At 55.4% G+C, this 22,405-nt stretch carries 22 protein-coding genes; 12 read left to right on the top strand and 10 right to left on the bottom strand.

Features of this window, described 5'->3' with window-relative positions; all coding sequences use genetic code 11:
- Nucleotides 1-134 precede the first annotated feature (134 nt).
- The 3 genes from HFD87_RS02665 to HFD87_RS02655 all read left to right on the top strand — a co-directional run bounded on the left by HFD87_RS02665 (nucleotide 135) and on the right by HFD87_RS02655 (nucleotide 2,914).
- Nucleotides 135-1,232, top strand: coding sequence for an ABC transporter substrate-binding protein (locus tag HFD87_RS02665; RefSeq protein WP_167422898.1), 1,098 nt, complete (start codon nucleotides 135-137; stop codon nucleotides 1,230-1,232).
- A 278-nt stretch (nucleotides 1,233-1,510) separates the two neighbouring features.
- Entirely contained in the window at nucleotides 1,511-1,975 is a 465-nt protein-coding gene (locus HFD87_RS02660; RefSeq protein WP_010671265.1) for an RcnB family protein, read from the top strand.
- A 102-nt stretch (nucleotides 1,976-2,077) separates the two neighbouring features.
- Complete coding sequence (locus HFD87_RS02655; RefSeq protein ID WP_111533516.1) at nucleotides 2,078-2,914, top strand: Cof-type HAD-IIB family hydrolase; 837 nt, start codon at nucleotides 2,078-2,080, stop codon at nucleotides 2,912-2,914.
- Between the two features lie 166 nt (nucleotides 2,915-3,080).
- Here HFD87_RS02655 and HFD87_RS02650 read toward each other — a convergent pair whose 3' ends face one another.
- Nucleotides 3,081-4,229: an iron-containing alcohol dehydrogenase gene (locus HFD87_RS02650; protein ID WP_064689969.1), complete on the bottom strand. Its 1,149-nt coding sequence runs from the start codon at nucleotides 4,227-4,229 to the stop codon at nucleotides 3,081-3,083.
- Nucleotides 4,230-4,520: 291 nt separating this feature from the next.
- Between HFD87_RS02650 and gntT the strand changes: the two genes are divergently transcribed.
- Complete coding sequence (gene gntT, locus HFD87_RS02645) at nucleotides 4,521-5,837, top strand: gluconate transporter (protein ID WP_010258995.1); 1,317 nt, start codon at nucleotides 4,521-4,523, stop codon at nucleotides 5,835-5,837.
- A gap of 190 nt (nucleotides 5,838-6,027) precedes the next feature.
- Here the strand turns inward: gntT and HFD87_RS02640 are convergent, their stop codons facing one another.
- Complete coding sequence (locus HFD87_RS02640; protein ID WP_010258994.1) at nucleotides 6,028-6,273, bottom strand: hypothetical protein; 246 nt, start codon at nucleotides 6,271-6,273, stop codon at nucleotides 6,028-6,030.
- Nucleotides 6,274-7,570: 1,297 nt separating this feature from the next.
- Here HFD87_RS02640 and cspE point away from each other — a divergent pair.
- The gene (gene cspE / locus HFD87_RS02635; RefSeq protein WP_006118399.1) at nucleotides 7,571-7,780 is read left to right on the top strand and encodes a transcription antiterminator/RNA stability regulator CspE; all 210 of its coding nucleotides are present in this window, start codon (nucleotides 7,571-7,573) and stop codon (nucleotides 7,778-7,780) included.
- 226 nt (nucleotides 7,781-8,006) lie between these two features.
- The gene (locus tag HFD87_RS02630) at nucleotides 8,007-8,438 is read left to right on the top strand and encodes a GNAT family N-acetyltransferase (protein WP_010258992.1); all 432 of its coding nucleotides are present in this window, start codon (nucleotides 8,007-8,009) and stop codon (nucleotides 8,436-8,438) included.
- Here the strand turns inward: HFD87_RS02630 and HFD87_RS02625 are convergent.
- Nucleotides 8,416-9,771 carry a PLP-dependent aminotransferase family protein gene (locus HFD87_RS02625; protein ID WP_033771120.1) on the bottom strand — a complete coding sequence of 452 codons (1,356 nt, stop codon included), beginning with the start codon at nucleotides 9,769-9,771 and terminating at the stop codon, nucleotides 8,416-8,418. The two genes, HFD87_RS02630 and HFD87_RS02625, sit on opposite strands and share 23 nt — an antisense overlap.
- A gap of 120 nt (nucleotides 9,772-9,891) precedes the next feature.
- Between HFD87_RS02625 and HFD87_RS02620 the strand changes: the two genes are divergently transcribed.
- From HFD87_RS02620 to tatE, 6 genes are all read left to right on the top strand, one after another.
- Nucleotides 9,892-10,860 (top strand): ABC transporter substrate-binding protein, encoded by a 969-nt coding sequence (locus tag HFD87_RS02620; protein ID WP_061901674.1) that lies wholly within the window; start codon nucleotides 9,892-9,894, stop codon nucleotides 10,858-10,860.
- Nucleotides 10,860-11,648 (top strand): deaminated glutathione amidase, encoded by a 789-nt coding sequence (locus HFD87_RS02615; RefSeq protein WP_167422942.1) that lies wholly within the window; start codon nucleotides 10,860-10,862, stop codon nucleotides 11,646-11,648. Before HFD87_RS02620 ends, HFD87_RS02615 begins: the two co-directional genes overlap by 1 nt.
- Nucleotides 11,649-11,670: 22 nt before the next feature.
- Nucleotides 11,671-12,558 (top strand): ABC transporter substrate-binding protein, encoded by an 888-nt coding sequence (locus HFD87_RS02610; RefSeq protein WP_061704241.1) that lies wholly within the window; start codon nucleotides 11,671-11,673, stop codon nucleotides 12,556-12,558.
- Nucleotides 12,555-13,499 (top strand): amino acid ABC transporter permease, encoded by a 945-nt coding sequence (locus HFD87_RS02605; RefSeq protein ID WP_167422897.1) that lies wholly within the window; start codon nucleotides 12,555-12,557, stop codon nucleotides 13,497-13,499. Before HFD87_RS02610 ends, HFD87_RS02605 begins: the two co-directional genes overlap by 4 nt.
- Nucleotides 13,496-14,266, top strand: a complete 771-nt coding sequence (locus HFD87_RS02600) for an amino acid ABC transporter ATP-binding protein (RefSeq protein ID WP_010258981.1) — start codon at nucleotides 13,496-13,498, stop codon at nucleotides 14,264-14,266. The genes HFD87_RS02605 and HFD87_RS02600 overlap by 4 nt, the downstream gene beginning before the upstream one ends.
- A 92-nt stretch (nucleotides 14,267-14,358) precedes the next feature.
- Complete coding sequence (gene tatE / locus HFD87_RS02595) at nucleotides 14,359-14,562, top strand: twin-arginine translocase subunit TatE (protein ID WP_010671272.1); 204 nt, start codon at nucleotides 14,359-14,361, stop codon at nucleotides 14,560-14,562.
- A 112-nt stretch (nucleotides 14,563-14,674) separates the two neighbouring features.
- Here tatE and lipA read toward each other — a convergent pair whose 3' ends face one another.
- From lipA to mrdA, 7 genes are all read right to left on the bottom strand, one after another.
- The gene (gene lipA, locus HFD87_RS02590) at nucleotides 14,675-15,640 is read right to left on the bottom strand and encodes a lipoyl synthase (RefSeq protein WP_010258979.1); all 966 of its coding nucleotides are present in this window, start codon (nucleotides 15,638-15,640) and stop codon (nucleotides 14,675-14,677) included.
- A 169-nt stretch (nucleotides 15,641-15,809) separates the two neighbouring features.
- A complete protein-coding gene (gene lipB / locus HFD87_RS02585; protein WP_029519432.1) occupies nucleotides 15,810-16,469 on the bottom strand; it encodes a lipoyl(octanoyl) transferase LipB in 660 nt (219 codons plus the stop codon).
- An 80-nt stretch (nucleotides 16,470-16,549) separates the two neighbouring features.
- Entirely contained in the window at nucleotides 16,550-16,813 is a 264-nt protein-coding gene (gene ybeD, locus HFD87_RS02580; protein WP_003854030.1) for a DUF493 family protein YbeD, read from the bottom strand.
- A gap of 100 nt (nucleotides 16,814-16,913) precedes the next feature.
- Nucleotides 16,914-18,125 carry a D-alanyl-D-alanine carboxypeptidase DacA gene (gene dacA, locus HFD87_RS02575; RefSeq protein ID WP_010258977.1) on the bottom strand — a complete coding sequence of 404 codons (1,212 nt, stop codon included), beginning with the start codon at nucleotides 18,123-18,125 and terminating at the stop codon, nucleotides 16,914-16,916.
- A 131-nt stretch (nucleotides 18,126-18,256) separates the two neighbouring features.
- A complete protein-coding gene (rlpA, locus tag HFD87_RS02570; RefSeq protein WP_167422896.1) occupies nucleotides 18,257-19,354 on the bottom strand; it encodes an endolytic peptidoglycan transglycosylase RlpA in 1,098 nt (365 codons plus the stop codon).
- 10 nt (nucleotides 19,355-19,364) lie between these two features.
- Entirely contained in the window at nucleotides 19,365-20,477 is a 1,113-nt protein-coding gene (gene mrdB, locus HFD87_RS02565) for a peptidoglycan glycosyltransferase MrdB (RefSeq protein WP_010258973.1), read from the bottom strand.
- Between the two features lie 8 nt (nucleotides 20,478-20,485).
- Nucleotides 20,486-22,390, bottom strand: coding sequence for a peptidoglycan DD-transpeptidase MrdA (mrdA, locus tag HFD87_RS02560; protein WP_010258971.1), 1,905 nt, complete (start codon nucleotides 22,388-22,390; stop codon nucleotides 20,486-20,488).
- Nucleotides 22,391-22,405: the final 15 nt, after the last annotated feature.

Raw genomic sequence — 22,405 nt, 5'->3', positions numbered from 1 at the left:
CTGATTTAAGCCCGCTGCCGCGTTGTTAATGCCGCCTCTCAGACGCATCTGGTTAGCAATAGTTACATTTGGTACTTATCAGCATGGTAGAGTTAACGCGAATAATTATTATTCCTTAAAAGGACAGGAGAAAAATGAAAATCGGGATAGTTGCTGCCACCACACTTTTACTGTCAACCGCCTGTGCGGCTACCACCTATCCGGTCACGGTGACCGATATGGATGGTCAGAAAATTACGCTGCAAAAAGAGCCGCAGCATGTGATTTTACAGGATGGGCGTGACGTGATGGCGCTGGCATTACTGGATCGCCAGAACCCGTTTCAGCGTGTCGTTGCCTGGAACAACCTGCCGAAAAAGCAGGATACCCAGACCTGGGACCTGCTGAAGCAGCGCTGGCCGCAGGCGGCATCGGTTGTTGATATGGGCTTTAACGATCAGGGGCAGGTCAATCTGGAGAGCGTGCTGGCGAAGCAGCCCGATCTGATGATTGCGCAACTGCGCGCCAAACCGGCCCTGACGCAGTCAGGCGTGCTCGCCACCCTGAAAAATCTCCATATCCCGGTGCTGTTCCTTGATGTTGAACTTCATCCGAAAGAGAACACCCTGAAGAGCGTGAAAGTGCTGGGCACCGTTCTGAATCGCGAAGCCGAGGCGAAAGATTACGCCGATTTTTACCAGCAGCGCTGGCAGATGCTTCAGCAGAAGATTGCGCAGGTGCCGCACAAGCCAACCGTGTTTATTGAACCGATTGCCGGTAACAGCGACAACTGCTGCTTTACCCACGGTCATAACGGCTGGGGCGCGCTGGTGGAAGCGGTCGGTGGCAAGAATATCGGTTCTGCACTGCTGCCCGGCAGCTCAGGATTTGTGTCGCTGGAGAAGATTATCGCCATGAAGCCGGACGTCTATATCATGACCGGCTCCAAACGCCCGAACAGTAACGTGCTGCCGTTTGGTTACGGTGCCAGTCAGACCGACGTGACCGCCACCTTTAACCGCCTGCAGAGCCGCACCGGTCTGGAGCAGATCGAACCGGTGAAACAGAAACGGGTCTATGGCGTTTATCACCATTTTTATAATCACCCTTACAACATTATCGGCATGGAAATTCTGGCAAAAGATCTCTATCCGGAAGTGTTCCGCGATCTGGACCCGACGGCTGATTACCACCACATCGTGACGCACTTTACCGGGTTACCGGATGCGCCAGTGATCCTCAGCACGCCATAACCGCAAAAATGTCAGGGTGCGTTTCAGCCTCCTGACTTTTCATCGGCCATCATCCGTCAACCAGAGCGTGATTATCAGACAGCGCAGGTTGCCCGGTTAACCTCTGGATTGCGTCAGCAACGTTGTCATCGCATGTCCTGTGTTAAGAAAGCGATAAGCAAGCGTAATAGTGTGTAAGTTACCGGATTTTAAGACTTTTACAGATGTCTCCCGCCACAATTATTGCCATGATGCCGATCAACGGTGCCTGAACAGCCGTTATTTTCGGAGGCAGTATCATGAAAAAAACAACATTAACGCTTATCGCTTCACTTTTGACATGCAGCACACTCTTTTCTCAGGCCTCACGGGCAGACGATCGTGATGACGCGCACCGCAAGCCTGTGCCGCATCAGAACGGTGACCATCGTGCTGACAATCGCGGTTCTGACCAGAATCAGGAGCGTGGCAACAACCGTCATGACAGCGTCAATCATCGCCCGGATCAGGACAACAACGGTCGGGGCAGAGAGGCACGTAATGATCGCGACCATTTCGCCTGGCAGGGGCACGACTTCCGTCGCGGGCATCCTGTCCCGCAGGCGTACCGCGGCGACCATTACCGCGTAGCCGACTGGCATGAACGCGGTCTGCGTGAACCGCCGCGCGGTTATCACTGGGCAAACATCGACGGCAACTATGTGCTGATTGCTGCCGCAACCGGAGTAATTACCGCGCTGGTGCTGAACAGCGCCCTGAACTGATCCCCAGGGGATGGCTGCGGCCATCCCTCTTTCTTTCCGTTTTGCTGCGCCAGCGGCTATCCTGACACTCCACGCTGAATATTCCCTGTGTAAGGAGTCATGATGACGACGGTTAAGATGGTTGCGGTAGATATGGATGGCACCTTTCTGGACGATAACAAGCAGTACAATCGATCCCGCTTTCTCGACTGCTATCAGCAACTCACCGCCCGTGACATCAAATTTGTGGTGGCCAGCGGCAATCAGTATTACCAGCTCAAATCATTCTTCCCGGAGATCGCCAGCGATATCGCCTTTGTAGCCGAAAACGGCGCATGGATTATCGATCGTGATGAGGAACTGTTTTGCGGTGCCTTTGAACGCCGCGATGTTGACGCGGTGATCGATACCCTGCAAAACGGCGACTATCCGGGTCTGCGTTACCTGCTGTGTGGCCGGGAGAGCGCCTGGTACTTCGACGGCATGGAAGAGAACTGGCTGAAGAAGATGCGCCATTACTGTCACCGGCTGAAGCCGATTCATCATCTGGATGAGGTGCAGCATGACCGGCTGTTTAAGTTCGCGCTGAATCTCTCTGATGACTATATCGAGCCACTGATGGCGGATATTGAACGTCTGCATCAGGGGCGTGTGGCAGCGACCTCAAGCGGTCACGGCTCGGTGGATTTGATCGTGCCGGGGAATCATAAAGCGCACGGTCTGGATCTGCTGGCACAACGCTGGGGGATCGCGCATGACCAGGTGCTGGCCTTTGGTGATGGCGGGAACGATCTGGAGATGCTCAGACAGTCTGGCTTCAGTTTTGCCATGGACAACGCGCCACAGCGGGTGAAACAGGCGGCACGCTATGCCGCGCCTTCTAACAACGAGCAGGGCGTGCTGCAGGTGATTGAGCAGATGCTGGCAGGTGAGGGGCCTTTTAGCGCCATGCAGGCTTAGCCGTCTGGCGCTGCGATTAAGCCAGGGCGGTTAGCGCCGTGATTCAGCCAGCCGCCTGGCTCAGAGAGCGGGTGCAAGAGGATAGCGCTGAGGAGCAGCAAAGCCGGGCGAGGCTGGCAGGCCCGGGTTGTGCCTGATCAGCGAATGCGGGCAACGCGGCTCCTGATCACGCCGTGATTGGCCAGGCCTGCGCGATCATCATCTGCATCTGTTCGCGGCTGTAATTCACCAGCGAATTTTTGCTGTTGGCTCGCGCCAGAATCCACTCCACCTCGGCGCGGCTCAGTGAAGGGCCATCCTGCCAGAATGGGGTGATCGCCTGCTGCTGCAGCCACTGTTTCAGAAACTGCGCCGGTGAGTCCGTAGTTTCGCTGAAGAGCTGCGGGTGCAGTTCCGCCATCAGCTTACGCTGCAGTGGCTGTTCGCTGTCGGACAACAGATCCAGGAACGGAAACAGCAGACGTCCGCACACTTCACCGTGATGGAACGGCTTAATTGCGCCCAGTTCCCCTGCAATACCGTGGATCACCCCCAGACCCGCACTGCTGAGACTGACACCGCCCAGCCACGACGCCATCATCATCGCTTCCCGTGCCGCGTCGCCAGCAGCATCCTCACGATTAAGTGCAGGCCAGGCATGAACAAACTGACGCAGGCCGGTCAGCGCCAGCTGTCGGGTAAAGAGGTTGCCTTTGCCGGAGAGATACGCTTCGAACAGGTGGGTAAACGCATCAATACCGCAGGTTGCCAGCACCCGGTCAGGCGCACCTTTCAGCAGATCGGCATCGAGAATTGCCACCTCCGGTACAAAGACCGGGTGGCGCAGTGACGCTTTTATCTGAATGTCACGCTGATCAGTCACCACCGCATTTTGCGTCACTTCACTGCCGGTACCGGCGGTGGTCGGGATAGCAATCAGCGGCAACGTGATGGGCTGAACCGCGGTGTCACCCACCTTTTCCAGATAGCGGGCGGTTGGCAACGGGTGTTGTACCATCGCGCTAAATGCTTTCGCCGCATCCAGTACGCTCCCGCCGCCAATCGCGACGACCCGATCGACATGACCGCGCCAGCGCGCAACCCAGCCATCAATCTCGGCGGGTGAGGCTTCATGACTGACAATTTCATAGCCAATAATATGATCGTTGAGTCCGGCTTTTAGCCGGGCATATGCGGGGCCTTGCAGAAAAGATTGTCCACAAAACAGCAGAGTAGGCTGTGACCGGGCGGCCAGCAGCGGCACCAGTTTATCCAGGCTGCCCCGGCCAAAGAGGGTTCGTTGATTACTGTACAGCTCACTCAGGTTCTCACTCACCAGCGCATCCTTTTTACATTTCGCTAAAATCTGAGTGTAACGAAAAGCAAGGCGCCGGGACTGGCAAACTTTCTGATAACGCATTGGCAAAAAGTTGATCACCTTCGCAAAACAGAAATTCACCCCCGGCGGGGTGGTGCTTTCCTGCTGATGTTACCCTTAACATGTTATCGGTAACAGCGTTTGTCGGGATGTGTAAACATCTTACAGCGCACTGTTTTGTAGCCCTCAGGGGATCATGATAATAAACCGACACTGAATGATGTTCAGTGCACAAGGTGGAGAAAAGCTATGCCATTACTCTATGTGGCGATTGGCGTCGCGTTACTGCTGCTGCTGATGATTCGCTTTAAGCTTAATGGATTTATCGCGCTGATCCTGGTGGCGCTGGCGGTCGGTGTGATGCAGGGCATGCCGGTTAATAAAGTGATTACCTCAATCAAAGCGGGCGTGGGCGGCACGCTGGGCAGCCTGGCGCTGATCATGGGCTTTGGTGCCATGCTCGGTAAATTGCTGGCCGACTGCGGCGGTGCGCAGCGTATTGCCACCACCCTGATTGAAAAATTCGGCACTAAGCATATTCAGTGGGCGCTGGTGCTGACCGGTTTTATCGTCGGATTTGCGCTGTTCTATGAAGTCGGCTTTGTACTGATGCTGCCGCTGGTGTTCAGCGTTGCGGCATCGGCACGTGTGCCGCTGCTCTATGTCGGGGTGCCGATGGCGGCTGCCCTGTCCGTGACGCACGGCTTTCTTCCGCCGCATCCTGGCCCGACCGCAATCGCGACGCTGTTTAACGCTGACATGGGTAAAACGCTGCTGTTTGGTACGCTGTTGGGTATTCCTACGGTGATTCTGGCGGGTCCGGTCTACGCCCGCTTCCTGAAAGGCATCGACAAACCGATTCCTGAGGGTCTCTATAACCCGAAAACCTTTACCGAGGCGGAAATGCCGGGGTTTGGCGTCAGCGTCTGGACGGCACTGGTACCTGTGGTGCTGATGGCGCTGCGTGCGGTGGCAGAGATGCTGCTGCCTAAAGGCCATGTGCTGCTGCCCTATGCGGAGTTCTTTGGCGACCCGGTGATGGCGACACTGATTGCGGTGCTGATTGCAATCTTCACCTTTGGACTGAATCGCGGCCGCACGATGGAACAGGTCATGGATACCCTGACCGACTCGATCAAAATCATCGCCATGATGTTGTTGATCATCGGCGGTGGTGGTGCCTTCAAACAGGTGCTGGTGGATAGCGGCGTGGATAAATACATTGCCAGCATGATGCATTCTACTCAGCTGTCGCCAATCTTTATGGCCTGGTCGATTGCCGCGGTGCTGCGTATTGCTCTGGGTTCTGCCACGGTAGCGGCCATTACCGCCGGGGGAATTGTGGCACCGCTGATTGTTACCAGCGGCGCCAGCCCGGAACTGATGGTCATCGCCGTAGGGTCCGGTAGCGTGATCTTCTCGCACGTTAATGACCCGGGCTTCTGGCTGTTCAAAGAGTATTTCAACCTGACGATTGGCGAAACCATCCGCTCCTGGTCGGCGCTGGAAACCATTATTTCGGTCTGTGGTCTGGTGGGTTGCCTGCTGCTCTCCTGGGCGATTTAACCTCTGGCCGCTGGCAAGCCTGCCAGCGGCTCTCTGCTTTCGCGTCTCTCCCGCTGCCTCTTTGAGCTTTGAACATCCCGTCGCGCTTGCTGCCCCTGTTGCCGGTTAAACCGGGATGTGCGGGACAGACAGCATAAAAAAGGCCGCAAGGTGCGGCCTGACAGAGAAGATTCAGTCTGAATCTGCCACGTTAATGAGGCGGTTCAAAACCGGCTTTCACCATCTGTTCCCGCAGCGCGTGTGCAATGTCACGGTTGCCACCGGTAACGGGGTAGATAACGTTATTCACCACATCATCAAGGTAGTGCTCGTCAAACTCCTGCAGAGAGAGCTGCGTGCCGCCTTCATCGTTGATGGCGAAAGTCCCTTTGATGTGGTTACCGCTGTTTTTTGCCTTGAGGCTGTAGCGGCCCATGCTGGTATTAATCGTGCTCATAAGATCTCCTCGCGACTCATTTTCAATCTCATCACTCTTGAGGCCTGCCTTGCCGCCTAAATTTTAGCCAGGAGTGTTCTGTAAAACGAAGAAAGAGAGCCGTTAAAAAGTGGTGTTGCGATCGTTATCTCAGAATTTAAATAAAGCTCAGGGTTGATGAACTTATGACCAGTTGAGCCTTAAGTGAAGCGGCAGGGCGCATTTTCCTGTCTATAATGCTTACAGGAAAAGTGTTTAATTGGTGAGGGGAAAGGAAATGAAAATTATTCTGTGGATTATTGCGATCATTTTTATCGTTGGCTTACTGACCCTGACAGGGGTGTTCAAACTGATTTTCTGATATCTGTTAACGCTTCAGCAACAGCGGGCACCTAATCAGGTGCCCGCAATGTTTTCTGGCTGGCCAACAGAGCGTCTGTAATGGGATTCATCGGCGTATTGGGCAGCAGATCCTGTGAGCCCAGAGGTTTCTTACAGTATGCGCAGCAGGCACCATGAAAGTTTCGCTGGCCCTCGCGGTAATCAGTAAAAACGAATCGGGCGCTTCCACATTGACCGCAACGTATCTTCATCACCATCCTGTGTCTCACCCTCCTTTTACTCAGCATTAACGGATGCCTGTGCCTGACAGGTTAAGCGGACTTTATCTATTGCGCGGCAATATTATTTCGCACTGCGATAAGAAAAGTAGTTTCTTATGCTTTTGATTGTTTGTTGCCAAATGCGCATTCGGTCACTAAAAAGCATTTCATTGATCCAGATCAGTGTTTATTAGTTGTTGGCTAAAATATCCGCGAATAGCCTGCCATGACTGATGATAATGGCACAGCCGACTCATTTTTTTTGGCGAGGGAGCGGGATCTGCGCCAGTGAATTTAAGATTTATCGTACAATAAATAGCCACTGGCAGGACGCAGGCCTGAAAAAGCAGAAAAACGGGTTTAAGGTCATGGGACTTACCGTCCGGATGATAGAAAAAAATTGACCTTTTAGCGGCGTAAACGTCATTAAGAACAGGAATATATCTTAATCAGATTTTTCTTTTTAACGTCAGTAACGTAACCGCTTAAAATTAAAAAGGGTTTCGTTTCCAGCAGGTTAGCGACCGATACCCGCTCTGCGCCTGATACGCGTTGAGCGATGTTTCGCAAGTCGAAAAGCAGGAAAGTGTGATGGATGTACAGAATGTCGATATTTATCACTTTTTCATCAAATCATGCTGGACAAATCCCTCAGCAATTGCTGTACTAGACCCCGACACAGTTTAGTGTCCATTTTTCATGTAAAGGTAATATAGATGTCTAAGATCAAAGGTAACGTTAAGTGGTTTAATGAATCTAAAGGATTCGGTTTCATTACTCCTGAAGATGGCAGCAAAGATGTATTCGTACATTTCTCTGCAATCCAGAGCAACGGCTTCAAAACTCTGGCTGAAGGTCAGCGCGTAGAGTTTGAAATCACCGACGGCGCTAAAGGCCCATCTGCTGCTAACGTTATCAGTCTGTAAGTTAACAGTCAGAATTCTAAAAACCCGCCTTATGGCGGGTTTTTTTATGGCTGTAATCTGCGCTTCATCCCCCCTGTCGTACTCTCACTCTCGGCGTGTTGCCGCACAAACTGCGCGGCGGTTCACACTAAATAACCGTAACATATTTATAACAACCCGATATGCAGCTTTTTGGCTTGCGACGCTATATAACTGTGCGACAGAACCCGGTGAGTGAGGAGGCAGGATGAACATACGTCAGGCAGAGTTGAAAGACAGTTTTGCGTTGAGTGCATTACTGAGCGAGTTAGGCTACGGCGGCACTGAAAGCTTTATTGAACAGCGCCTGGCGCAGTTATGCAGCGATCCCAGTGAAGCGCTGTTGGTGGCTGAACATGGCAGTCAGGTGCTGGGGTTTCTCTCCTTACATTTTATTCCTCAGCTGGCGCTGGCCGGTGATTTCGCCCGCATCAGCTATTTCTGCATTGCAGAAGGTGAGCGCAGTAAAGGCGTCGGCCAGCAGCTGATTCAGCATGCTGAAATGCTGGCGGCTCGTCGTGGCTGCGATCGCATGGAAGTCCATTGCCATCAGTCACGTCTCAAGGCGAACCAGTTCTACGCCCGTGAAGGCTATGTTGAATCCCCCTGTTATCTCATCAAAGATCTGCAAGCGAGTTAAATTCCCGTCCGCTGGCGATGACCAGCGCCCCGGCAATCATCTCCCGCTGTTCATCCCTGAGGCTGGCGATACTGACGCGAATAAATTGGGTTGGGCCGAGCCGACAGCGCTCGCCTGGCACGACCGCAATACCGCGGGCAGCCAGCGTGATCATGGCAAACTGCTCTGAAGTCACCGGAATATAGAGGCTTAATCCGTCGCGAAGCGGCAGATCAAGCCCACGCTGTGCCAGCGCCGCGAGCAACGCTTCACGCCGTTGCCGGTAGGTCGCGCGTGCGGTGGCGATCTGCCGTTGCGTTTCCTCATCCTCCAGCAGCCACGCCACCGCATCCTGCAGAATGCGGCTGGTCCAGCTGACGCCAAAATTTCGCCATGACTGAATGCGCCTGACCATCTCCGAGGTGGCAGAGAGCACTGCCAGCCGCAGGTCCGGTCCATAGGCTTTGGAAAACGAACGGACGTGCAGCGTGCGTTCAGGAAAGATTGAACCCAGGCTCCAGCTCGCCTCCGCGGAGAGATCGCCAATACCATCATCCTCAACGATCAGTGTGTTGCTCTGTTGCAGAACCTGCGCCATTGCCTGACGTCGCGCCGGGCTGATGCTGTTCCCGGTGGCCGAGTGGGTGCGGGGCTGATAGATCAACATTACCGGTGCCTGCTCCAGCAGAAGAGAAAGAACCTCTGGCAGCGGGCCTTGATCATCACACGCCAGCGGCAGAATCTCTGCGCCGACGTTATCCAGTATATCGAGCAGCCGGGTCGCGGTCGGATCTTCAATAATCACGCGGTCTCCCGGCGAGACCAGGGTTTGCACCAGCAGATTCATCGCGTCAAAACCGCCATCTGTCGCCAGAAACGCCTCTGCAGCATAGGGCCAGCGCGGCGCGATCGCCTGAAGCAGCGGCGCGGAAATCGCCTCACGGGTGTAACTGTTGAGCTGCGGTGAGTGCAGGGCCGCCTGCAGCGCACGCTGCAGGTCAGGCAGCAGGGCGGGGTCGGGCGCGGCGAGGGTCAGATCGGCGCGGATGTTATCACCGTAGTTGCCGATCTTCTCAAAGCGAATCGGACGCGGCATCACCGTATTACTACTGACCCAGACACCACTGCGCCCCTTGCCCGCCAGCACTTTCTGCTTTCTTAGTTGCGCCCAGGCAGCAGAAACGGTTGCCGGGCTGACACCCAGCTGCTCCGCTATCTCCCGCACCGCAGGCATCTGCATACCTGTCGCGATCTGTCCGTCACGAATCAGCGCGGAGGCTGCCTGTGCAATGCCTTTCACTGAAGGCGATTTTATCTGGCTGCAAAACCAGTTGAGGTCGACGCTCTCTGTCATAAGAAAATACTTTGTTCAGTAACAAATTAATGATTGTTCAGGTAAGTATTCCGGATCTAGTATCAAATTCAAGCACTATTTTATGCCCCGTCCCGACGGTGCAGCGTAAACGGAGAGATCATGGCAAGGCTACTCATCAGACTGGCGGTACGCGACTGGGACTACTTCACCCCGCTGGCGCTGGGCGATATCAGACCAGAAGGTTTTGAACTGCAGATCGACCGCGTCGGCACACTTGTGAATGATCTGGCGACCAGCCCCGACTATGACGCGGGCGAAGTCTCCTTCAGCCGCTATGCTCAGGGCCGGGCCAGAGGAGACGAAACACTGCTTGGCCTGCCACACTTCCTGATGCGCGGCTTCCGCCAGCGCTGCATTATCACCAGCAGCAGCAGCCCCATCACCACGCCTGCGCAGCTGAAAGGTAAGAGAATCGGCGTCACCGGCTGGCAGGATTCGGGCAATACCTGGACACGCACGGTGCTGCGTGAAGCAGGCGTCGAAATCGATGATGTGTTCTGGTATGCCGGTCGTCTTACTGCCGATCATCCGATTGTCGATCGGCTGGCGGGATTTGGCCGCCCGGGCCGCATTGAACCCGCGCCTGACGAACGACCGCTGATAGAGATGCTGCAGGCGGGTGAGCTGGATGCCATCTTCACGCCATTTATGCCGGAGGGCTTTTTCCTGCCGGGTTCGGGATTACGTCAGCTGCAGACCGATTTTTATCAGGCGGAGCGGGACTACTTTAATCGTGTCGGCTATGTGCCGGGCATCCACATTCTGGCGCTGAAACCGGCACTGGCGGCGGCGCATCCGTGGCTGCCTGCGGCGTTAAGTGAGGTCATCGATCGCTCTTACCGGCTGTGGATGCAGAAAAGAGAGAAATATGCCGACACCACGCCGTGGCTGCTGGACGATTTGCGACGCACTGCGCAGGAATTGCCCGCTGACTGGAATCAGAATGGTTTTAGCGTTAACAGAAAGATGATTGCGGACTTTGGCCGTGAGCTCTATGAGCAAGGGCTGACTCACCAGGTACTGACGCCGGAAGCAATGTTTCCGGCCGCTGCGGGAGAAGAGAAATGATGAAAGTAGCACTGGGACAATTTGCGGTGAGCCGCGAATGGCAGGAGAACGCCAGTATCTGTCTGGACTTAATGCAGCGGGCGGCAGAAGGTGGCGCCGATCTGCTGGTACTGCCGGAAGGGGTGCTGGCACGTGATATAGCCGACCCCGATTTAGTGCTGAAGGCGGCGCAGCCGCTGGATGGCCCTTTTCTGAGCCAGCTGCTGGTCGCCAGAAAGCAGAATGCACTGACCACCATGATGAGCATTCACGTTCCCACCGGGGAGCAAAAAGCGCTCAACGTGCTGGTAGCGATCCGCAACGGTGAGATCATCGCCGCCTATGAAAAGCTGCATCTGTACGATGCCTTTGCGATGCAGGAGTCGCAGCGGGTCAATCCCGGCCACGTCATTCCGCCGCTGATTGAGGTCGCGGGTATGAAAGTCGGATTAATGACCTGCTATGACGTGCGCTTCCCGGAGCTGGCGCGTCGGCTGGTGCTGGATGGTGCAGAGGTGCTGGTGCTGCCTGCCGCCTGGGTTAAAGGTCCGCTGAAAGAGATGCACTGGGAACTGCTTACCCGTGCCCGCGCGCTGGAGAACACCTGCTATATGGTGGCGGTGGGGGAGTGCGGCCCGCGCAATATCGGCAACAGCCTGGTGGTCGATCCGCTGGGCGTAGCGGTGGCGAATGCGGCGGAATCGCCGGCGCTGCTGTTTGCCGATCTCGATCCTGAGCGCGTCGCCTATGCCCGCCGGGTTCTGCCGGTACTGGAAAACCGGCGCTTTGCCCGTCCCGAACTCAACTGATCCGCTGAACCAGGAATCCATTATGACGAAGAGAGCAACCGCCTTAATCGTGGCGCTGGGGCTGACTGCATCCCTGGCGCAGGCTGCCGACGCTATTCCGGTGCAAAAAGTTGACCAGGCCCTGCATGACAGGCTGCCGGATGAGATCAAAAAATCGGGCAAAATGATTTCAGTTAATAACGGTTCATTTCCGCCCTATGAAATTGTGAATGGCCCGCACTCAATGGAGGGCGCGTCGGCCGAATTAACGACTGCACTGGCACAACTGCTGGGTGTGAAGATCGAGCATGCAACGGTGAGTGGTTTATCAGGCGTACTCACCGGCATCAATGCGGGTCGTTATCAGCTGGCGATTGGGCCGATTGGTGATTATCCGGACCGTCAGCAGAAAGTGGATTTCATCGATTTTGTGCAGGAGTTCGTGGTGTTCGGCGTGCAGAAGGGCAATCCGGCCAGAATCAATCAGCTGGACGACACCTGCGGCAAGCGCATTGCCGTTATGGCCGCTGGCTCTGCGGAACAGGTTATCCGTAAGCAGTCAGACCGGTGTGTGGCCGACGGGAAACCGGCCGTGACGGTGCAGGCCTTTACCGATCAGCCTTCATCAATTCTGGCGGTACGCTCTAAACGCTCCGATGCGTTCTTCTCATCACAGGCGCCGCTGACTTACTTTGTTAATCAGGCGAAAGGGCAGCTTGAGCTAGCGGGCAAAGGGCAGAAAAACGGCTTTGGCGATATTTTCCAGGGCACGGTGGTGCCGAAAGGCTCGCCGCTGGGTCAGGTGGTGCTGGATGCCTACAAAGAGCTGTATCAGAACGGGACGTATGCGGCCATCATGAAAAAGTGGCAGCTTGAGGGCAACATGACCACCGCACCCGGACTGAATCTGGCGAAAGAGGCCAGCAAATGAGCCCGCCGCGCCATCTGCACAGCGGTGACAGAGGCGAGGCACAGCTGCGCGACGTGGCGTTCGCTCGCAGCGCCCCCACTTACGGACGCTGGATCAGCTGGATTTTAGTGCTGGTGATCGGCACCAATCTATTGTGGCTGGTGGCGACCAACCCTAATTTTGAATGGCAGGTGGTACTCAAGTGGTTTACTGAAGGATCCGTGCTCAAAGGGTTGCAGGTCACTCTGGGGCTGACAGTGGTGTCGATGGTGCTCGGCACGCTGCTCGGTCTGCTGCTGGGTGTCTGGCGGCTCTCTGAGAACCGGTTGCTGCGCGGCATTGCCGGACTCTATATCTGGTTCTTTCGAGGCACGCCGCTGCTGGTACAGCTGATCTTCTGGTACAACCTTTCTACGCTGTTTCCGGCGCTGTCGCTGACGCTGCCGTGGACCGATATCACGCTGGCCAGCTGGAACACCAACGATCTGATCACCCCACTGACAGCCGCTATTGCCGGGCTGGCGCTGAATGAAGCGGCCTATATGGCGGAAATTATTCGCGCCGGTCTGCTGTCGGTGGATAACGGTCAGGTAGAGACCACCCAGGCCTTTGGCATGAGTCGTTCACGGGCGCTGCGGCGCATCATTATTCCTCAGGCGATGCGGTCGATTATTCCGCCCACCGGCAACCAACTGATCAGCATGATCAAGGCGACGTCGCTGGTCAGCGTGATCGCAATGGGCGATCTGCTCTATTCGGTGCAGGCGATCTACAACCGTACCTTCGAGATCATCCCGATGCTGATGGTGGCGGTGATCTGGTATCTGCTGATCACCTCGATCCTCAATCTGGGCCAGTCCGCCATCGAGCGTTACTACGCGCGTGGCACTCGTCGGGTGGCCAGCGCCCCCAGACGCGCCGCCGTCGCCGCTAACGCGCAACCCCAGCAGGAGGAGCAATGAGTCAGCGTGAACCCCTGGTCTGCGCCCGCAACGTGCAGAAAAATTACGGCGACAATCAGGTTCTGAAAGGGATCGATCTGGATGTCTGGCCCGGTGAGGTAGTGGTGATCCTCGGGCCGTCCGGTTCCGGTAAATCCACGTTTCTGCGCTGCATCAATCATCTTGAAGAGATGAACGCCGGATCGATTCGGGTCGGTGATGAGCAGATCGGGTATGTACTTAAAGGGCATGTGCTGCACCGGTTGTCGCCACGCCAGATCGCCCGTCAGCGCCAGAAAATTGGCATGGTGTTTCAGCAGTTCAATCTCTACCCCCATATGACCGTGCTGCAGAACATCACTGAAGCGCCCATCGGCGTGCATAAATTCCCGCGTCAGGAGGCGATGGCCCATGCCCGATCGCTGCTGGCGACGGTGGGATTAAGCGATAAAGCGGACGCCTGGCCACGTCACCTCTCGGGCGGACAGCAACAGCGTGTGGCGATTGCGCGGGCGCTGGCGATCAAGCCGCAGCTGATGCTGTTTGATGAGCCGACCTCCGCGCTCGATCCGGAACTGGTGGGCGAAGTGCTGGCGACCATGCGTACCCTGGCCGACCAGGGATTAACGATGATCGTGGTGACTCATGAGATTAGCTTTGCGCGGGAAGCCGCCGATCGCGTGGTTTTTATGGATGGGGGGGTGGTGGTGGAGCAGGGCACGCCTGAAGAGGTGATCGCGAATCCACAGCATCCGCGCACCCAGGCGTTCCTGAGTCGTTTCATCTGAGATCTTACTCTGTTACAGATTCCAGTTGTCGCCGCAGGCAAACTGCGCGTAAATATCAGTCACCGTGATTCGATAAAGTTGAAAGGTTAAATATGGAAGGTATCAGTATTGCCAAGCTGCTGATTATCGGTGCGCTTATCGTACTGCTTTTTGGTACCAACAAGTTGCGCTCACTGGGTGGCGATCTGGGCTCCGCAATCAAGGGCTTTAAAAAAGCCATGAAAGATGAAGATACCAGCGCAACCCGAACTGCGGCTGAAGACGTGCCGGCAGAACGCGTCGTTCATAAAGATTAATCGGTTATTTGCTGCAAATAACTGTTACTTTTTATTTCAGGCACAGATAAAAAAACCAGACTGTTTCCAGTCTGGTTTTTTGTTTTTCGGGCTTCCTGAAGCAAAAGCGTGCTTATTTCACTTCTTCGCCTTTGGCCTGCATATCCGCATGATAGGAAGAACGGACAAACGGACCGCACGCGGCATGGGTAAAGCCCATCGCCATCGCTTCTTCTTTCATTTCATCGAACTCAGCCGGGCTGACGTAACGCTGAACCGGCAGGTGGTGGCGGCTCGGCTGCAGATACTGGCCCAGCGTCAGCATGGTGACACCATGGCGACGCAGATCGCGCATCACTTCAACGATTTCGGCATTGGTTTCGCCCAGGCCCACCATCAGACCCGATTTTGTCGGGATGTGAGGATGCGCCTCTTTGAAACGTTCAAGCAGCTTCAGTGACCACTCATAGTTCGCGCCCGGACGCACCTGGCGGTAGACGCGCGGTACGTTTTCCAGATTGTGGTTAAACACATCCGGTGGCGTCGCGGTGAGAATCTCCAGCGCGCGATCCATACGGCCACGGAAGTCCGGCACCAGCGTTTCGATTTTGATCGTCGGATTTTTTTCGCGAATCGCGCTGATGCAGTCGGCAAAGTGCTGTGCGCCACCATCACGCAAATCATCGCGGTCAACCGAGGTGATCACCACGTAGCGCAGGCCCATATCGGCAATCGTCTGCGCCAGTTTAGCGGGTTCGTTAGCGTCAGGGGCATTGGGGCGGCCATGTGCCACATCGCAGAACGGACAACGACGGGTACAGATTGCGCCAAGGATCATAAAGGTGGCGGTGCCGTGGTTGAAGCATTCGGCGAGGTTAGGGCAGGATGCCTCTTCACAGACTGAGTGCAGCCCGTTTTTGCGCATCGCGGCTTTAATGCCCTGAATACGACTGGAGTCAGCTGGCAGCTTGATTTTCATCCATTCCGGCTTACGCAACATCTCCTGCCGTTCAACAGCCACGGTTTTCACCGGGATCAGCGCCATTTTGTCTGCGTCACGATATTTGACGCCGCGTTCCATCTGAATTGGTTTACTCATAAATCAGCAGGTTCCGGTCGGATTGCGATTTGAAAGCGTTCCCACTCAAACCGGGAAGGCTGCTTTCAACTTTATTTGAAAAAAGTGCAAAAATTATATCATCACATCGCCTGCGAAGCAGCCACAGTCAGCGCGGATAAGTTACATATTTGTAAATTCGCATTCTGCGTTAAGGTTTAACAGGGAGATCCCCTGAAATCCATTCAACATTTTCATAACCTGACAGCCGCGCAAACGCGCTGACCAGCGGAGAGTGTACCTGCTCCGTCGTCACCTCTGGCTGGAAATTTTTCAACTGGGTCATGCTCATGCCGGCGTAACCACAGGGATTGATGCGCAGGAAGGGCGACAAATCCATAGCAACATTCAGCGCCAGACCGTGAAACGAGCAGCCTTTACGGATGCGTAATCCCAGTGAACAGATCTTCTCTTCCCCGACGTAGACGCCAGGTGCATCAGCACGGGCGCGGGCGCTGACGCCAAACTCTGCCAGGGTGGCGATAACCGTCTCTTCCAGAATGGTCACCAGCTGGCGTACGCCGAGCTTACGGCGTTTTACATCGATCAGGACGTACATCACCTGCTGTCCTGGCCCGTGATAGGTGACCTGACCCCCACGGTCACTCTGCACCACCGGGATCTCGCCTGGCATCAGCAGATGCTCTGCTTTGCCCGCCTGACCCTGAGTAAAGACCGGAGGATGTTCAACCAGCCAGATTTCATCACGACTCTGGTCGTTGCGCTGGTCGGTATAGTGATGCATGGCGTCGGAGACAGATTGCCAGTCGCGCAGACCTGACTGGCGGACAAGAAGAGTTTCAACTGACAAAACGATAGCCCGCTAAAGGAAATAACGCTGAGGATAACGTCGGCAAACCGTCAGGCAGAGGCGCCTTGCCGACCCGTAAATTACAGTACCATCCGCACAATTTCGATGTTGCCCAGCTCTTCGTACAGGCGTTCTACCTGCTCGATGTGGGTGGCGGTGATAGTGATGTTGACGGAGTGATAGTTGCCTTTGCTGCTCGGCTTAACTTCAGGGCTGTAGTCGCCTGGCGCATGGCGTTGCACCACTTCAACCACTTGATCAACCAGCTCCGGTTGTGCCAGACCCATTACTTTGTAGGTAAATGGGGTAGGAAATTCGAGCAGCTCATTCAGTTTGGTTTTCATATTAACTCCGGTGCATAAAAAACAGGCTCCCGCCTGAGCGGGAGCAACATAATATCGTGTAATGGGGGCGAAGGGGTGATTTTTCAATCACCCGCCACGCTTAACCGAACCAGTGATGGAACATCAGCTTGATGTAATCAACGATACGGCCAAAGAAACCTCCTTCAGAGATCTCGTTCAGCACCACCAGCGGACGCTGTTCGATAGTCTTGCCATCCAGCTGGAAGTTGATGCTGCCGACCACCTGATTTTTCTTCAGTGGTGCATGCAGTTCCGTGTTGGTCAGCACATAGCTGGCTTTCAGATCTTTCATGCGGCCACGTGGGATGGTCAGGTAAGCATCTTTTTCCACGCCCAGCTGCACACGGTCGTTATCGCCGAACCAGACTGGCTCAGAGGCGAACTCTTTGCCCGCTTTCAGTGGCGCCACGGTTTCAAAGAAACGGAAGCCCCAGGTGAGCAGTTTCTTACTCTCAGTTTCACGGCCTTTGTAGGTATGACCGCCCATGACTGCGGAGATCAGGCGCATCTGGCCTTCAGTCGCAGACGCTACCAGGTTATAGCCGGCTGAGTTAGTGTGACCGGTTTTGATGCCGTCCACATTCAGGTTGGTATCCCACAGCAGACCGTTACGGTTCATCTGACGGATATTGTTGAAGGTGAACTCTTTCTCTTTATAGACAGCATACTCTTCCGGCACGTCACGGATCAGCGCCTGACCGATCAACGCCATATCGCGCGCGGAGCTGTACTGACCTTCCGCGTCCAGACCATGAACAGTCTGGAAGTGGGTATTCTGCAGACCAATCGCTTTGACGTAGTTGTTCATCAGATTAACGAACGCATCCTGGCTGCCAGCGACATAGTCAGCCATTGCAACACAGGCGTCGTTACCGGACTGCAGCACAATCCCACGGGTCAGCTGAGAAACCGGCACGCGGTCGCCTGGCTTCAGGAACATCAGCGAGGAGCCTTTGAACACCGGGTTGCCGGTCGCCCAGGCATCCGGGCCGACGGTGACCATATCGTCCTGATGAATTTTACCCGCTTTAACGGCCTGACCAATGACATAGCTGGTCATCATCTTGGTCAGACTGGCAGGATCGCGGCGTGCATCGGCATTTTTCTCTGCCAGCACTTTGCCTGAGTTGTAGTCGATAAGGACATACGCTTCGGCATCAATGTCCGGCACGCCCGGAATCATGGTCTTGAGATTGACGTCATCAGCAATAGCAGCATGGCTGAGAGAGAAAGCGATCAGTGATCCCACTGTCAGGCGTTTCAGCAAACGAGATGATTTCAGCGTGTTCATGTGTAGGACTACAACATCCGTGAGTTTGAGGTTGAAAATGTCACTCATCATACCCAATGCCAGATTAACTGGCACCGGGCGTGATGATTGGGTTGTTAGCAGACGTAACGTGCAGCTATCTGATAAACGGTTCAGCGACGCGTGTTAGTAATAAATGAGGCGGCCTGGCCTTCACTGCTCAGACGCTGTTGCAGCGCAGCCGCTTCGGCGCGGGAGGCGTAACCGCCGAGCTGAACGCGATACACATTGTTGCCCGCGTCTTCTACCTTACCGGGCACGCCATAACGCTGGCTCAGGCTTTTCATCATCTGCTGGGCACGCGCCGGGTCATTCAGCGCACCGACCTGCACCACATATCCGTCGGCACCACCACTGCTGGCTGCAGGCGCGGCGCTGGCTGCTGCGGGAGCAGCATTGCTGACTGCCGGTGCGGAACTGGCGGGTGCGGCGGCTGGCGGTTCATTACCTTCCAGTACGCCGGTTGCTAATGGCTGGGGTGCACCAAGAAAGCCGCTGCTCTGCACCGGCGCGCCCATGTTGTCACCGCTTTGCAGCGTAATGTTGCTGATGGCCTCAACATTTTGCGCAGGCGGCTCTGAGGGGGCTGCGCTGCCGCCGTTCATCACCGCGCCACCACTCAGGTCCGGACGGGCAGGCAGAGAGTAGCTCTGTTTTGCCACGACGGTCCCGATGGTGCCGGGGCCAGAGAGCGAACCGTCTGGGGCGACCTTGATGTAATCAACCCGCACGCGCGAATTGTTGGAGATATTCAGGCGGTCACCGGCAGCCCGCGACAGGTCGATAATGCGTCCTGGCGTGTAAGGGCCGCGATCGTTAACGCGCACCACAATCTGACGGCCATTCGCGATATTGGTCACGCGCACATAGCTCGGCAGCGGCAGAGTAGGGTGGGCCGCGGTCAGTGCATCAGGATCGTAGGCTTCGCCGGTGGCGGTGCGGTTGCCCTGCGCCTCTTCGCCGTACCAGGTGGCCAGGCCGACTTCACTGTAGTTCGACGGATCTTTAATGACGCGATAATTTTTGCCTTTCACGCTGTAATCCTGGCTGGTGCCTGGATTGATCGGCTCATAACGTGGCTCAACGCCTGGAATCTCCACCACCGGTCCATTGTAAGCCGGTTGCGGCGGCGCCGTATTTTGGGGTTCCGGCGTGGTACAGGCCGCCAGAACCAGTGATGCCAGTGCAACGCCAAGCCATTCCTTACGCATCTGAAGCCTCTTAGACACTTTTAGATAACATTTTTCGGTGAGTGTGGATCGACATCACAATGCCAAATCCCGCCATAAGCACGATAAGCGCGGAGCCGCCATAACTGACCAGCGGCAGCGGCACGCCAACTACCGGTAAGATACCACTAACCATGCCAATGTTAACGAAAACATAAACGAATAAAATCAGCATTAAACCGCCCGCCATTACCCGGCCAAAGGTGGTCTGCGCCCGGGCTGCCACCACCAATCCCCGCATGATCAGCAGCAGATAAAGGGCCAGCAGCAGCAGCACGCCAACCAGGCCTAACTCTTCGGCCAGAACCGCAAAGATAAAGTCGGTATGACGTTCCGGTAAAAACTCCAGCTGAGACTGGGTGCCCTGCAGCCAGCCTTTACCGCGCAGGCCTCCTGAGCCAATAGCAATTTTCGACTGGATAATGTGATAACCCGCACCCAGCGGGTCCGTTTCCGGGTCGAGCAGCATCATCACGCGGTCACGCTGATAATCGTGCATCAGGAAAAACCACAAAATCGGGATAAAGGCGGCGACCAGCAACACGGCTACGCCAATCAGTTTCCAGCTCATACCCGAGAGGAACAACACAAACAAGCCGGAGGCGGCAATCAGAATCGAGGTGCCGAGATCGGGCTGTGCCGCCACCAGCAGGGTGGGCAGGAAGATCAGAATCAGCGCAATGCCGGTATTTTTCAGCGTTGGCGGACAGACATCGCGGTTAATAAAGCGCGCCACCATCAAAGGCACCGCTATCTTGGCAATCTCAGAGGGCTGAAAACGCACAAAGCCGAGATCGAGCCAGCGTTGAGCGCCTTTACTGATCTGCCCAAAGGCATCCACCGCCACCAGCAGAATGACACAGACAATATAGAGATAGGGCGCCCAGCCTTCATAGACGCGCGGCGGTACCTGCGCCAGCACAATCATGATGACCAGCCCCATCGCGATCTGACCGAGTTTACGCTCCATCATGCCGGGGTCCTGACCACTGGCGCTCCAGATCACCACAGCGCTGTAGGTCAGCAGGCCGAGAATGATCAGCATAAACAGCGGATCGATGTGGATGCGCATCCAGATCGAACGTTTCTGCGGACTATCTTGCATCGACATGTTTATTCACCTTCATAACCGGGCGGCACAGGAGCGGCGTCCGGCAGGACTGTATTGTTATCACCCAACATAATGTGATCCAGAATCTGGCGCATGACGGTGCCGACAGCCGGACCGGCGCCACCGTTTTCCAGGATAATGGTCACGGCGACCCGAGGTTTGTCATAAGGGGCAAACGCGGTCATTAATTTATGGTCGCGTAATCGTTCAGCAATTTTATGGGCGTTATAGGTTTCGTTCTCTTTCAGGCCAAAGACCTGAGCCGTACCGGACTTGGCGGCGATTTTATAGGGCGCATCGGCGAAGCTTTTGTGCGCGGTGCCGTTGGGCCGGTTCGCCACGCCATACATGCCATCTTTGGCAATTTCCCAGTAGCCGGAATGGATATCACCAATCGGGGCTTCAGGCGGCTGGCGATAGGGCACCAGGGTACGGCCTTCGCGGGTGGCGCGCAGCATATGCGGCACTTTGACGACGCCGTCGTTGATCAGAATCATCATCGCTTTGTTCATCTGCAACGGCGTAGCGGTCCAGTAACCCTGTCCGATCCCCACCGGAATAGTATCGCCCTGATACCACGGCTTTTTAAAGCGTCTCTGTTTCCAGTCGCGGGTCGGCATGTTACCGGCGCTCTCCTGCGGTAAATCGATGCCGGTACGGCTGCCGTAACCAAATTTATTCATCCACTCCGACAGACGGTCGATGCCCATGTCATAGGCAACCTGATAGAAGAAGGTATCGGCAGACTCTTCCAGCGCTTTGGTGACGTTCAGACGTCCGTGGCCCCATTTTTTCCAGTCGCGGAAGCGTTTTTCTGAACCGGGAAGCTGCCACCAGCCGGGATCAAACAGGCTGGTATTACGGTTAATCACGCCAGCACTCAGGGCAGAGACCGCCACATAAGGTTTAACCGTCGAAGCCGGTGGATAGGCAGCCTGAATCGCACGGTTATAGAGCGGGCGGTTTTCATCTTCCAGCAGGCCGCGGTAATCCTTACTGGAAATACCGTCGACAAACATGTTGGCGTCATAGCTGGGCGTTGAGACCATGGCGAGAATTTCGCCGGTGCGCGGGTCGCTGACCACGACGGCCGCGCGACTGCCCGCCAGCAGGGTCTCGACATATTGCTGCAGTTTGAGATCGATAGTCAGATAGATATCACGGCCTGCCTGAGGGGACTCCTCATGCAGCTGGCGAATGACCCGGCCACGGTTGTTGACCTCAACCTCTTCAAAGCCGGTTTTGCCGTGCAGCAAATTTTCGTAATAGGCTTCAATGCCCAGCTTACCGATGTCGTGCGTCGCGGCGTAGTTAGGCCATATGCCCTCTTTGTCGAGGCGTGCAACGTCACGATCGTTGATTTTTGAGACGTAGCCGACCACATGCGTCAGTGTGGCACCGTAAGGGTAGTAGCGGCGCTGGTAACCTTTAACTTCCACGCCGGGGAAGCGGTACTGATTGACCGCAAAGCGCGCGACCTGCACGTCATTCAGACCGGTTTTAACCGGGATAGAGGTGAACCGACGCGAGCGTTTACGCTCTTTCTGGAAGTTTTCGAGGTCGTCGTCAGTCAGCTCAAGAATCGGGCGTAAGTTTTCCAGGGTCTGTTGCAGATTATCAACTTTTTCCGGAACCAGTTCTGCCTGATAAATAGTGCGGTTCAGCGCCAGCGGCGTGCCGGTACGATCGTAAATTATGCCGCGGCTGGGGGCCACAGGCACCAGTTTGATACGGTTCTGGTTGGAGCGGGTGCTGTAATCATCAAAGCGAAGGATCTGCAGGTGGTAAAGGTTAACCACCAGTACTGAAGAGAGCAGTAAGATACCGACGAAGGCGATAAAGGCCCGACGGACAAAGAGTTTCTGTTCGGCGCTGTAATCGCGAAAGGCGTTGCTTTGTAATTTCATCCGCTACTTGTCATG

The organism is Pantoea sp. EKM21T (assembly GCF_011800405.1).
GTDB classification, from domain to species: Bacteria; Pseudomonadota; Gammaproteobacteria; order Enterobacterales; family Enterobacteriaceae; genus Pantoea; species Pantoea agglomerans.
This window is presented reverse-complemented; position numbering and strand designations above follow the sequence as displayed.